Origin of the sequence: Mesorhizobium sp. M0140 (assembly GCF_040322475.1) — a bacterium.
In the GTDB taxonomy this organism is placed as follows: Bacteria; Pseudomonadota; Alphaproteobacteria; order Rhizobiales; family Rhizobiaceae; genus Mesorhizobium.
Genome location: NZ_JAMYTM010000019.1, coordinates 84,727 through 97,051, shown reverse-complemented (window position 1 = coordinate 97,051; position 12,325 = coordinate 84,727). Strand labels below are relative to the sequence as shown.

14 protein-coding genes are annotated in these 12,325 nt (G+C 62.9%); 3 read left to right on the top strand and 11 right to left on the bottom strand.

The annotated features are described in order from the left end of the window. Positions 1 to 615, top strand: a complete 615-nt coding sequence (locus NKJ37_RS19725) for a hypothetical protein (protein ID WP_352774728.1) — start codon at positions 1 to 3, stop codon at positions 613 to 615. Positions 616 to 1,118: 503 nt separating this feature from the next. Next, the gene (locus NKJ37_RS19720) at positions 1,119 to 1,331 is read left to right on the top strand and encodes a hypothetical protein (protein WP_352629799.1); all 213 of its coding nucleotides are present in this window, start codon (positions 1,119 to 1,121) and stop codon (positions 1,329 to 1,331) included. Positions 1,332 to 1,396: 65 nt separating this feature from the next. Here the strand turns inward: NKJ37_RS19720 and NKJ37_RS19715 are convergent, their stop codons facing one another. The 7 genes from NKJ37_RS19715 to NKJ37_RS19685 form a co-directional block, all read right to left on the bottom strand. Further along, positions 1,397 to 1,699 carry a hypothetical protein gene (locus tag NKJ37_RS19715; RefSeq protein ID WP_352629796.1) on the bottom strand — a complete coding sequence of 101 codons (303 nt, stop codon included), beginning with the start codon at positions 1,697 to 1,699 and terminating at the stop codon, positions 1,397 to 1,399. Positions 1,700 to 1,790: 91 nt separating this feature from the next. Beyond that, a complete protein-coding gene (locus NKJ37_RS19710) occupies positions 1,791 to 2,330 on the bottom strand; it encodes a MerR family transcriptional regulator (protein ID WP_023810244.1) in 540 nt (179 codons plus the stop codon). 124 nt (positions 2,331 to 2,454) lie between these two features. After that, the gene (locus tag NKJ37_RS19705; protein ID WP_013532231.1) at positions 2,455 to 2,778 is read right to left on the bottom strand and encodes an integration host factor subunit alpha; all 324 of its coding nucleotides are present in this window, start codon (positions 2,776 to 2,778) and stop codon (positions 2,455 to 2,457) included. A 103-nt stretch (positions 2,779 to 2,881) separates the two neighbouring features. Further along, positions 2,882 to 3,853 (bottom strand): beta-ketoacyl-ACP synthase III, encoded by a 972-nt coding sequence (locus NKJ37_RS19700; RefSeq protein WP_352774726.1) that lies wholly within the window; start codon positions 3,851 to 3,853, stop codon positions 2,882 to 2,884. 9 nt (positions 3,854 to 3,862) lie between these two features. Further along, on the bottom strand, positions 3,863 to 4,933 hold the full coding sequence (plsX, locus tag NKJ37_RS19695) for a phosphate acyltransferase PlsX (RefSeq protein ID WP_023810241.1): 1,071 nt from the start codon (positions 4,931 to 4,933) through the stop codon (positions 3,863 to 3,865). A gap of 113 nt (positions 4,934 to 5,046) precedes the next feature. Beyond that, on the bottom strand, positions 5,047 to 5,595 hold the full coding sequence (locus NKJ37_RS19690; protein ID WP_023810240.1) for a YceD family protein: 549 nt from the start codon (positions 5,593 to 5,595) through the stop codon (positions 5,047 to 5,049). After that, complete coding sequence (locus NKJ37_RS19685; RefSeq protein WP_023810239.1) at positions 5,592 to 6,140, bottom strand: ubiquinol-cytochrome C chaperone family protein; 549 nt, start codon at positions 6,138 to 6,140, stop codon at positions 5,592 to 5,594. The genes NKJ37_RS19690 and NKJ37_RS19685 overlap by 4 nt, the downstream gene beginning before the upstream one ends. Before the next feature lie 114 nt (positions 6,141 to 6,254). On the opposite strand from NKJ37_RS19685, the gene NKJ37_RS19680 reads away from it, so the two are divergent. Further along, a complete protein-coding gene (locus NKJ37_RS19680) occupies positions 6,255 to 6,767 on the top strand; it encodes an outer membrane protein assembly factor BamE (RefSeq protein WP_023810238.1) in 513 nt (170 codons plus the stop codon). Positions 6,768 to 7,034: 267 nt separating this feature from the next. Here the strand turns inward: NKJ37_RS19680 and NKJ37_RS19675 are convergent, their stop codons facing one another. The 4 genes from NKJ37_RS19675 to NKJ37_RS19660 all read right to left on the bottom strand — a co-directional run bounded on the left by NKJ37_RS19675 (position 7,035) and on the right by NKJ37_RS19660 (position 12,260). Further along, complete coding sequence (locus NKJ37_RS19675; protein WP_128305721.1) at positions 7,035 to 9,176, bottom strand: sodium-translocating pyrophosphatase; 2,142 nt, start codon at positions 9,174 to 9,176, stop codon at positions 7,035 to 7,037. A gap of 239 nt (positions 9,177 to 9,415) precedes the next feature. Next, positions 9,416 to 10,165 (bottom strand): ABC transporter permease, encoded by a 750-nt coding sequence (locus tag NKJ37_RS19670; RefSeq protein WP_128305720.1) that lies wholly within the window; start codon positions 10,163 to 10,165, stop codon positions 9,416 to 9,418. Next, the gene (locus tag NKJ37_RS19665; RefSeq protein ID WP_352761494.1) at positions 10,162 to 11,100 is read right to left on the bottom strand and encodes an ABC transporter ATP-binding protein; all 939 of its coding nucleotides are present in this window, start codon (positions 11,098 to 11,100) and stop codon (positions 10,162 to 10,164) included. Before NKJ37_RS19665 ends, NKJ37_RS19670 begins: the two co-directional genes overlap by 4 nt. Further along, positions 11,097 to 12,260 carry an ABC transporter permease gene (locus tag NKJ37_RS19660; protein WP_023810234.1) on the bottom strand — a complete coding sequence of 388 codons (1,164 nt, stop codon included), beginning with the start codon at positions 12,258 to 12,260 and terminating at the stop codon, positions 11,097 to 11,099. The genes NKJ37_RS19665 and NKJ37_RS19660 overlap by 4 nt, the downstream gene beginning before the upstream one ends. Between the last annotated feature and the right edge of the window lie 65 nt (positions 12,261 to 12,325).

The window sequence follows — 12,325 nt, the reverse complement described above, 5'->3', positions numbered from 1 at the left end:
ATGAACTTGAAGACAGTCATGGTCGTGCTCGGCACGATTTCCAGCCTTTCCGTCGCCGGCGCGGGCGCCGCCCAAGCCGCAGACGCGCTGCGTGTGCGCGGCACGGTGGTCAGTTTTGAGCCCACGCTGCTCACCGTGAAAACCCGCCGGGGCGATACCGACGCGATCAAGCTCAAGGCCGGCTGGAAGATCTCGGGCGTCGCCAACGCCTCGGCAAAGGGCATTAAGCAGGGGGATTTCCTCGGCATTGCCTCCGTTTCGAAAGCGGATGGCGGCAGCGGCGCCCTGGAGGTGGTGGTCTTTCCGGCCGCGCTGAAAGGCACTGGCGAGGGTGACCGCCCCTGGGACCTGCAGCCAAACAGCCGGATGACCAACGGCACAGTCGCCGACGTTACCGACATAAGCGGGCGATCGGTCACGCTGACCTATGACAATGGCCAGACCAAGAAGATTTCGATCCCCGACACCACGCCCGTCGTGACCTTCGCGCCGGCGACGCCGACCGACCTCAAGCCGGGTGCGACGGTCTTTGTCACCGTTGAGCGGGGCAGTGACGGCGCGCTGAGCGCCAGCCGCGTCGTGGTCGGAAACAACGGCGTCGTGCCGCCGATGTAGTGGGACGGGCGGCCAATGGCCGCCTCTCGATCTTGCCGTGCATGGTGGCGGGAGGCTGAATTGGGCAGAAACAGTACAGAAACAAAATTCTACAATCGGGAAATACTGACGAAAAAATTTAGGCGCGTAATTCCATTCGCGGCGGCCGGGCTATCGCCCCGATCCATACGCCCGCGAAACAAAAGGAAACGATCCATGAAGAAGTCCCTCCTCTCGGCCCTCGGGCTTGCAGTTGCATTGGCTTTCACGGTGCCCGTCATCGGTGCGACGAGTGCGGATGCCGCCCCGATGGCAAAGCATCATCGTCACCACCATCGTCACCACCATCATCATCGCCACCATGTCCGCCACCACCATCATCACCGCCACCACCACCATGTGATCGGAAACAAGGCCTAAGCTCCGCAGACCGCCACCGAGAAGACCGGCCTTGGCTTCCTGTCCAAGGCCCGCTACTCCGCCCCGCGAGGCTCGATCGCGGATCGACAATTCACGCAAATCCAATGCGCGACGCCGGTGAGATCGTCGTCTATCCCGGCGCTGGCTATGGCACCACCACCAATCCGGCGTTCACCGGCGAAATCGAGCGGCCCTGGCGGCTTGACCAATCCGCATTCCTGCGCCGGCGACACAGAGGTGCTGGGCGCCTCTATGCCGACACGCTCCTCGCCAGATGCCGGAGCGACAACAGACATGGCCGATCGCAAGGAAAATGACGGATCACCTTAGGGCGAGCCGTCACTTCTTCTTGCTCGTATCTGTGGGATTTGGGTTTTAGAATTCAGCGCCGGCTGAACAGCAGACTGGCGACAAGACCGAGCACCACAAGGCCCACCGCGGCGGCAGCCGCCGGATGGTCGCGGGCCGACTTCTCGATCACCCTGCCCTGTTTGCGGATTGCAGGCATGGCATCGTGCAGGCGGCCGGCAAGATCGGAATAGGTGTCGAGCGCGGCATCGCGACCGTCCTCGTAGTAGGCGCCGCCTCGCTTCGCCACAGCCCTCTTCAAGCTGGCCAGTTCCTTGCTGAGAACCGCGACCTGCCTGTCGAGATCGATGTCCGAGAGGGTCGAAAATGATGCCATGATGTGTTTCCTTCACTTGCAGAAGGAAACGTAACGCCTCACCGGAAGACGGGTTCCGGTTTCGAACTATCGATGTCGCGTCGGGCTGCGGTCAGCGCACCTGGTCAAGCAGGCGCTTGCATTCCAGGAGGTCGAACAGCGCCTCCTGCAGCAAGGCCCTGTTGTCGCGCGAGAGTTTCGATGCATCCGGCTGCACCGGACCGTCCTCGTCGCTCTTGCCCAGGCCGAAAAAGCGGCGGCTGGGCTTCACCCGCGGCTGGCCGACCAGTTCGTCGTCCATGCCACGCGGCTGGGCCGCCGGCGTCAGCGGCACTTGGTCAGCCTGCCTTCGCTGTGAGATCGCCTCGACGGCGGCCATGTCGCCATTGCCGATGGCAACCAGGAAATGGTTGCCGTTCTCGCGCAACAGCTTCTGCACGCCCTTGATGGTGTAGCCCTGGTCGTAGAGCATGTGGCGAATGCCCTTGATCAGTTCGACATCCTGCGGCCGGTAGTAACGACGGCCGCCGCCGCGCTTCATCGGCTTGATCTGGTTGAAACGCGTTTCCCAGAAACGCAGCACATGCTGCGGCAGATCGAGATCTTCGGCGACCTCGCTGATGGTACGAAAGGCGTCGGGGCTCTTGTCCATGGGCGAATCCTCACGCTGGACGATGATCCGGCCTACCTGCCGAATCGGGGCTTATTTCAGCGGTTTATGAAGCAATATTCAAGCCCGGCGTCATGGCGGCGGCAGTTTTCAACCGCGCAATGGACTACTTGCCGCTTTTGGCCTTGCCGCTCTGATGGGAGCGCAAGATACGGCTCTTCAGCACATTCGACGACTTGAAGGTCATCACCCGACGCGGCAGGATCGGCACTTCCTCGCCGGTCTTGGGATTGCGGCCGATGCGTTCGTTCTTGGAGCGGACGTGGAATGTCGCGAAGGACGACAGCTTCACCGTTTCGCCGCGCACGATGGCTTCGCAGATTTCATCCAGCACCGCTTCGACGAGCTCGGCCGATTCAGTGCGCGACAGGCCGACCTTCCGGTAAACTGCCTCGGCAAGGTCGGCGCGCGTAAGTGTCTTTCCCCCCATGCGACCGTCCCATCAGCTCAAAACATAAAATTCGGCACAACAACGGCAGAGCCTAAGTAATTGATCCGTCAAGGTCAAGGACCGAAACTGGACCGTTCGGCACTTACCAGCGAACCAGGACAGCGCCCCAGGTGAAGCCGCCACCCATCGCTTCCAGGAGGACGAGATCGCCCTTCTTGATGCGGCCGTCGGCGACGGCCACCGACAGCGCCAACGGCACGGAAGCAGCCGAGGTGTTACCGTGCAAATCGACCGTAACCACCACCTTTTGCTCAGCTATCCCGAGCTTCTTGGCGGAAGCGTCAATAATTCGTTTATTGGCCTGGTGGGGCACGAACCAGTCGAGATCATCGGCCGAGATACCGGCTTGCGCGAACGTCGCCTCGATGACGTCGGTGATCATGCCGACCGCATGCTTGAAGACTTCGCGACCCTCCATCCGGAGATGGCCAACCGTACCCGTGGTCGACGGCCCGCCGTCGACGAAAAGCTTGTCCTTGTGCGTGCCATCGGAGCGCAGGCTGGCCGCCAGAACGCCATGGTCGGCGATCGTGCCCGCCCCCTCGCCTGCTTCCAGAATCATGGCGCCGGCGCCGTCGCCGAACAGCACACAGGTCGAGCGGTTGCTCCAGTCGAGGATGCGCGAGAATGTTTCCGAACCGATCACCAGGACACGCTTGGCCAGGCCGCCGCGGATGTAGAGATCGGCGGTGGTCACGGCATAGACGAAGCCCGAACAGACCGCCTGCAGGTCGAAGGCAAAGCCGTGATGCATGCCGAGCCGGTTCTGGATCTCGACGGCGGTGGCCGGGAATGTGTTGTTTGGCGTCGAGGTCGCCAGCACGATCAGATCGATGTCGGCGGGCGTGAGGCCCGCATTGGCAAGTGCGGCACGTGCCGCTGCTTCCCCGAGCGAAGCCGTGGTCTCGTCGTCACCAGCGATATGTCGCTGGCGAATACCGGTACGCTGGGCGATCCACTCGTCAGAGGTCTCGACCATGCCTTCGAAATCGGCATTCTTCATGATTCGGCGGGGCAGCGCGGCGCCCGTGCCGCGCACGACTGATCTGATCAAAGTTCTTTCCTATTCCTTTGCGTCGGTGACGACGTCGGATTTCCTAGCTGACAGGGCACGCGGGTTGCGCGCATGAAACAGGTCCAGATCGGCCTCGATGCGGTCGAGTAGGTTGTTGCGGACCATGTCATAGCCGAGTTCGATCGCGGCGGCGAACCCGTCAGAATCAGCACCGCCATGGCTTTTGACGACGATGCCGCTCAGCCCCAGGAAAACGCCGCCATTGGAGCGGCCGACATCCATCTTTTCGCGCAGGCGATCGAAGGCGCCCTTGGCGAAGATATAGCCGATCCTGGCCATCAGAGTCCGGCTCATCGCGGCGCGCAGATAGCCACCGATCTGGCGCACCGTGCCTTCCGCCGTCTTCAGCGCGATGTTGCCGGCAAAGCCTTCGGTGACGACGACGTCGACCACGCCCTTGCCGATATCGTCACCCTCGACGAAACCGTGATAGTTCATCGAGGCCATGTTGGCTTCGCGCAGCATGCGCCCGGCCTCCTTGACCTCTTCCTGGCCCTTGATCTCCTCGACGCCGACATTGAGCAGGCCGACGCTGGGCCGGGCTATGCCGAAGACCGAGCGCGCCATGCCGGTGCCGAGAATGGCAAAATCAATGAGCTGTTGTGCATCGGCCCCAATGGTCGCGCCGACGTCCAGCACCACGCTTTCGCCGCGCAATGTCGGCCAAAGGGCTGCGATCGCCGGGCGATCGATGGTGGCCATGGTGCGCAGGCAAAATTTCGACATCGCCATCAGCGCGCCGGTGTTGCCGGCGGAAATGCAGGCGTCGGCCGTGCCGGCCTTGACCGCTTCGACGGCCTTCCACATTGATGACTTCCAGCGGCCGTGGCGCAGCGCCTGGCTCGGCTTGTCGTCCATCCTGACCGCAATTTCGCAATGGAAGAATTCACTGATCTCGGCGAGCTTGGGAAATTTGGCAAGCTCCGGGCGCACGACCTCCTCACGCCCGAAGATGACGAAGCGGATGTCGGGACGACGGGTCGCGACCGTCATGAGCGCTGGAATGACCACGGCTGGTCCGTGATCGCCGCCCATGGCATCGATGGAAATCCTGATCACGCGGTATTTATCTCACGGTTAGGCGGCAGGTCGCTTTAGCGACCGCGAAGGTTCGGCGAAAATAACGGTTTTGGGCTGCCGCACAACCGACTTTTCCGTCGCGGGCGAGCTTTTCAGGATTTTCCCAGCAAGGATCGCAGTTTTTGCTGAAATTCATTCTCCGCCGGTTCGTTCTCGCTGCCGGTGTTGAGCGATGCGCCCTGCTTGCGCGGATAGGGGTCGATGGCGAGCCCGAAATACTGTTCGGCGATTGCCCCGACATCGATCGTGTCACCGGAAAATGTCTCTGGACTGTCAGGGCCTTCCGCGTCGAGCAGGATCTCGCCGCCACCATCGAAACCCTGCCGTCCAAGCTTGGAATCCTCGGGCAGCAGCAGCGCTTCGACCGGTTCGTCGATATGCGCCTCGACAGGCTCGAGCGTGACGATGCAGGCCTGGGTGATGTCGGCTTCGACGCGACCGCTTATCTTCACGCCATTGCGCTTCCACGACGCGACCAGAAGCTCGGCGCGATAGGATTCGACCGAAATCAGCCCGTGCTCCTCGGCCAGTGCCGCACGCTGCGCGGCATCGGCCTCGATAACCAGCGGCAGGCCCTTCTGCGGCAGGCGCGTAACGTTTGCCCGGAAGGAGACCGGGCTTTGCGGGTCAACATGCTTCATTGTTCAACCTCCTTGGCGGCGGGAAAGGTCAGCGTGCCGGAGACAATCGATTCGGATGTCTGCGCGGCCAGATGACTGCGCGCGTCGGTAACATAGTTGGCCAGCAGCGATGCTTCCAGCCAGGCGCCCGCGTCGGGCCGGACATTGCGGGCAAGAGCCGCGGTCAGCCCTTCATGGTCGTTTCTTTTCAGGGCATCGTCATAGGCAGCGGTTCGGCCATAAAACATCTTTGCCAGCTTTTTCATGCGTTTGGGCACGCCCACGTCGCCAATGCCCAATTCCCGCAACGAATGGTCGACGTCGAGGAAGAACTCGTCGATCAGCACCTGGGCGACCTCTTGCGCCGCACCGCCCTCCCCGCGCAACCTGTGCTGGAACAGGAACATGTGCAGCGACAGCATCTCGAAACGGCCAAGCGGCGTGTCTGGCACATTCCAGTGGGAATAAAACACGGTCTGCCGCGCCGCCGCCACGATTTGTGCGTAAAGCGCCTCGGTGATAGCGCGGTTGGCGTAGCGTTCGCGGCCAAAAAAGCGCTGGAACATTGGGGATGGTCTCCTGGGGACCGTTTGTTGAAGTGGGCTTGTTGCATCGGCAAGCAAGCTGGTTTACCGGTTTCGCGGCCCAGCGCAAGTTGCGGCCAGCTAATGGAGTTGTTGTTGCGCGCGCTGAATTTCAAGTCGACCTTCTCGTCCAGGCCCGCCGGCGCGATCTCGCTGCTGATGATCGTTTCGGCACTGTCCGCCTGCCACACCTCCAAGATGATCGGCGACCTCAGCCCAAGTGAGACGCTGACGCAAGGTTACGTCATAGACCAGCAGGCAATCGACCTGGTGCCGGTCGGTTCGAGCCGCGAGCAGGTGCTTCTGGCGCTCGGCACGCCGTCGACGACCGCGACCTTCGACAACGAGGCCTTCTATTACATTTCGCAGACGCGCAAGCGCTACGTCGCCTTCGACAAGCCACGGCTGATTGACCAGCATGTGCTGGCGGTCTATTTCGGCGCCGATGGCCGCGTCACCCAGATCGCCAATTACGGGATGAAGGACGGCAAGATGTTCGACTTCATCTCGCGCACCACACCGACCGGCGGCAAGGACCAGAACTTCCTCAGCCAGATCATCAACGGTGCCAGCAAGCTGGCACCCAGCATTCCGGGCGGCGGCGTCTAATTCCTTTCGGCTTTCATTCCGGAAGCCTCATCATCTCAGGCGACCAAAAACCCGCGGGAGCGATCCTGCGGGTTTTTGTTATGGGGATCGGTCACCGGTGTGGCCGTGGCCAAGGAAACGCGAGCCGAGCCTGGATGAGATGCTTGCACACCACGCACTGGAGGACCCAGGCGAAGCGAAGCGCTGAAGGGTCGACGTTGTCATCGCTTCAACAAAAAACCCGCGGGATCGCTCCCGCGGGTTCTGTTTTCGAGTGGATGCTTTTGATCAGCCGTGCGCGAGCACGGCCAGCAGCAAGAGCGCGACGATGTTGGTGATCTTGATCGCCGGGTTGACGGCCGGGCCAGCGGTGTCCTTGTAGGGATCGCCGACCGTGTCGCCGGTCACCGAAGCCTTGTGCGCCTCGGAACCCTTGAGATGCTTGACGCCGTCCTTGTCGACAAAGCCGTCTTCGAAGGACTTCTTGGCGTTGTCCCAGGCACCGCCGCCAGAGGTCATCGAGATGGCGACGAACAGGCCGTTGACGATGACGCCGAGCAGCGAGGCACCAAGGGCGGCAAAGGCGGACGCCTTCGAGCCCGAGATCAGCAGCACGCCGAAATAGACGACGAGCGGCGCCAGCACCGGCAGCAGCGACGGGATGATCATTTCCCTGATTGCCGCCTTGGTCAGCAGGTCGACCGCGCGTGCGTAGTTCGGCTTCGAGGTGCCAGCCATGATGCCCGGATCCTCGCGGAACTGCTTGCGCACTTCCTCGACGATGGCGCCCGCCGCGCGGCCGACGGCCGTCATGGCGATGCCGCCGAACAGATACGGGATCAGACCGCCGAAGATCAGGCCAGCGACGACGTATGGGTTGGAGAGATCGAAGGAGATCTCGCCCATGCCCTGGAAGTAGGGATATTTGTCGCCATTGGCGGCAAAGAACTTCAGGTCGTTAGAGTAGGCGGCAAACAGCACCAGTGCGCCGAGACCGGCCGAACCGATGGCGTAACCCTTGGTCACCGCCTTGGTGGTGTTGCCGACCGCGTCGAGCGCGTCGGTGGACTGGCGCACTTCCTTGGGCAGGCCGGCCATTTCGGCAATGCCGCCGGCATTGTCGGTGACCGGGCCGAAGGCATCGAGCGCAACGATCATACCGGCAAGACCGAGCATCGTCGTGACGGCGATCGCCGTACCGAAGAGGCCGGCAAGCTGATAGGTCGAGATGATGCCGCCGACAATGACGATCGCCGGCAGCGCCGTCGATTCCAGCGAGACCGCAAGGCCCTGGATGACGTTGGTGCCGTGACCGGTGACCGACGCCTGGGCGATAGAGTTGACCGGGCGCTTGTTGGTGCCGGTGTAGTATTCGGTAATGACCACGATGAGACCGGTCACCACGAGGCCGACCAGGCCGCATATGAACAGGTTCTTGCCGGTGATGACCATGCCGGCGACGGTGCCGATCTCGCCCCAGCCGAGGGTGACATGGGTGGCGACGCCGAGGCCGACGATGGACAGCAGGCCGGTGACGATCAGGCCCTTGTAGAGTGCGCCCATGATCGAGCCGTTGGAACCGAGCTTGACGAAGAAGGTGCCGACGATCGAGGTCAGGATGCAGGCGCCGCAGATAGCGAGCGGATAAAGCATGGCTGCACCCAGAACGGCGGTACCGCCAAAGAAGATGGCAGCCAGAACCATGGTGGCGACAACGGTCACCGCATAGGTTTCGAACAGGTCAGCGGCCATGCCGGCGCAGTCGCCGACATTGTCGCCGACATTGTCGGCGATGGTGGCCGGGTTGCGCGGATCGTCTTCGGGAATACCGGCTTCGACCTTGCCGACGAGATCGCCGCCGACGTCGGCGCCCTTGGTGAAGATGCCGCCGCCGAGACGGGCGAAGATCGAGATCAGCGATGCGCCGAAGCCGAGCGAGACCAGCGAGTCGATGACGATGCGATCATTGGGCTGGAGGCCCATGAAGTGGGTCAGGATGAGGTAGTAGATCGAAACGCCGAGCAAGGCCAGGCCAGCAACCAGCATGCCGGTGATGGCGCCCGATTTGAACGCGATGTCGAGGCCGGCAGCGAGGCTGTTCGATGCGGCCTGCGCCGTACGAACATTCGCGCGAACGGAGACATGCATGCCGATGAAGCCGGCGGCGCCTGAAAGCACTGCACCGATCAGGAAGCCGATCGCGGCGGTGATGGACAGCAGCCACCAGGCGAGCACGAGGACGACGACGCCAACGATGGCGATGGTGGTGTACTGACGCGCCAGATAGGCCTGTGCGCCCTCGCGGATAGCTGCGGAGATTTCCTGCATGCGTGCATTGCCCTGATCGGCCGCAAGGACCGAACGTGTCGCCCAGATGGCGTAAAGGATTGAAAGCAGGCCGCAGGCGATGACGGCGGAAATAATTGTCATTGCCGGATTTTCCTCGATTGATGGCCCAAAAGAACCCCTCCCTGGGCCGTTGAGACAAAGACCGGATTCCGTGCACGGAATCCGCCTCTTCGCAGCGGTGTATGCGAAACAGGGCTGCGAACGTCAAGATATTGTTCGGTTTTTGCCCGGCTTTCGCCTAAATGGTTGGGGCCAAGCGGCGGCTGCCGTTAGCACTCTCCTATTAGATCGATTGAAATTGGCCTTGACGCAAGACGCGGCTACTCGGTCTCCCGGCCCATGCGGCGCGCCGTGTAGCGCTCGATCGCCGATAGACCGTCATAGATCAGCACGGCAAGGGCTGCCACGATCAGGCCGCCCTGCAGGACGAAGGCGAGATTGTTGGACAACAGCCCGGCGATGATCACTTCGCCCAGCGTTTTGGCTGCCACGGTCGAACCGATGGTCGCGGTGGCAAGACTGATCACCACCGACAGCCTGATGCCGCCGAGAATGATCGGGGCGCTGAGCGGCAGCTCGACCTTGGTGAGCCTTTGCCAACCGGTCATGCCGGCGCCGCGCGCCGCTTCGACGACATTGGCCGGCAGCGTCGTCAGGCCGGTCAGCGCATTTTCGAAGATCGGCAACAGGCCGTAGAGAAACAGGGCGATCAGCGTCGGCTTCTCGCCGAAGCCGACGGCCGGCACCGCAAGCGCCAGCACCGCCACCGGCGGAAAGGTCTGGCCGATGTTGACCAGGCTGCGCGATAGCGGCAGGAATTCGGCGCCGGCCGGCCTGGTGACCAGGATGGCAAGCGCCACCGCGACGATGGTTGCGGCCACGGTGGCGATCAGAACCGTGCGCAAATGCAGCAATGTCAGTGTCAGCAGGCTGCCCTGATTGTAGATCACCGGCGCATTGTTTTCGGTCAGCGGCTTCAGCAGCGGCTCGAACCAGCCCGGATTGGTGACGAAGGCAACGAGCAGCACCACCAAGGCTAGCCTGAGCAGCGATGGAAGCCAGGCCTTCATGCCGGCCTCGCCGCGCGCTTCACCAGCCCGTCGATGGTCACGCGGCCAAGCGGCTTGCCGTCGGTGCCTGAGACCGGCAGCGCCGGCCGGCCCGACCACAGCAATTCGGCCAGCGCGTCGCGCTGGCTGGCATCGCCGGGGATCGCCTCGCCTTCGGCGGAGCCCTTCTCCACGGCATCGCGGGCCCGGCCGAGCGACAGCAACCGGAACGGCCTCTCGCTGGCGCCAACCAGGGTCTCGACGAAGGCGCTTGCCGGCTTTGCCAGGATCTCGGCTGGCTTGGCGTATTGCACCAGCTTGCCGGCATCCATGACCGCGATCTTGTCGCCCATATGCACGGCCTCTTCCATGTCGTGGGTGACGAGGATGATGGTGGTGCCGAAGCGCTTCTGGATCGCCAGCAGATCCTCCTGCGCCTTGGTGCGGATGATCGGGTCAAGGGCGCCGAACGGTTCGTCCATCAACAGCACGTTGGGCTCGGCGGCGAGTGCGCGGGCAACGCCGACGCGCTGCTGCTGGCCGCCGGACAGTTCGTGCGGATAGCGCGGCCCGAAGGCTTCGGGATCTAGCTGATAGAGCGTCATCAGCTCGTCGACCCGGGCCTTGATACGGTCCTTGTCCCAGCCAAGCAGCACCGGCACGGTGGCAATGTTCTGTGCCACCGTGCGATGTGGAAACAGGCCGTGGCCCTGGATGGCGTAGCCGATGCTGCGGCGCAGCTCGTAACCGGGCAGCGAACGATTGTCGGCGCCGTCGAGCTTGATGATGCCCGAGGTCGGCTCGACCAGCCGGTTGATCATGCGCAGCAGCGTCGTCTTGCCGGAACCGGACGTGCCGACAATGACGGCGATGGTGCGCGGCTCGATGACCATCGACACGTCATCGACCACGGTCGTCGCGTCATAGCGCTTAGTGATGCCTTCGATCTCGATCATGCCGTTTCAACCCTGCGCTTGGTGGCGGTCATTTCGATCACCGCATCGAGGATGATGGCGGCGGCAAAGGCGAGCGCGACCGTCGGCACGGCGCCGAGCAGCACAAGGTCCATTGCCGTCTGACCCACACCCTGGAAGACGAACACGCCGAAACCGCCGCCGCCGATCAGCGCGGCAATGGTGGCGAGGCCGATGTTCTGCACCAAAACGATACGGATGCCGGTGAGGATGACAGGAAAAGCCAGCGGAAACTCGATGCCGAACAGGCGCTGCCTGTCGGTCATGCCCATGCCGCGCGCCGCGTCGTTGGCCGCGCGCGGCACGCCGGCGAGACCGACCACCGTGTTGGCCACCACCGGTAGCAGCGAGTAAAGGAACAACGCGACGAAGGCGGGAGCGGTGCCGATGCCGCGAATACCGAGCGCGGCAGCCCCCGGCACATGCGCGGCAACCCAGCCGAGCGGCGCGATCAGCAGGCCGAACAGCGCGATCGAGGGAATGGTCTGGATGATGTTGAGCACGTTGAGAACCCCGGCCCGCAGATTTTCGACGCGATGGCACAGGATGCCGAGCGGCAGGCCGACGATCACCGCGGCGGCCAGCGAACCGAGCGCCAGCGTCACATGCTTGGAGCCCTCCGCCCAGAAACTGTCGGCGCGGTTGAAATATTCCTTCAGGATCGACAGATTGTCCCAGCTTCCCGAAATCAACAGCAGCCCGATCGCCAAAGCCGCGACCACAAGCACGCCAACCCGCGCCAATGGCGACAGGTTCAGCCTTGTCAGCACGTCGGCGAGCAAAAGCGTGAAGGCAAAGATCAGAATCCAGAAACCGGAGGCTGGCGAAACTCTGGCGAAGGTGTTGCCCGCCGGCGTGAGAAATGTTCCGGCGACACCGATCAGCAGCGCGAGCGCGGCAAGCGCCATCACGCTGGCGGCAAGGCGCAGCACAAGTGGTGTCTTGAACAGCGCGATGAGTGCTGCGGCGACAATGATGGCGAGCAGCAGCGTCCCGGTCGTTGCCGGCAGCGCCTCGAGAATCGAGCGCGCCTGGCCGGGGACGATGCGGTTGGCACGGAACGTGGCAAAGGGCGCGGCAAAAGCCGCGTAGGCTGATATCGCGGCGATGACCACGCCGAGCTTGTCGAAGCGGGGAGTCATGGTTGCCCCTCATGAGGGGCGATTTGCCACATCGCGCAGCTTTCTTTGGGGATTGGCGAAAACCG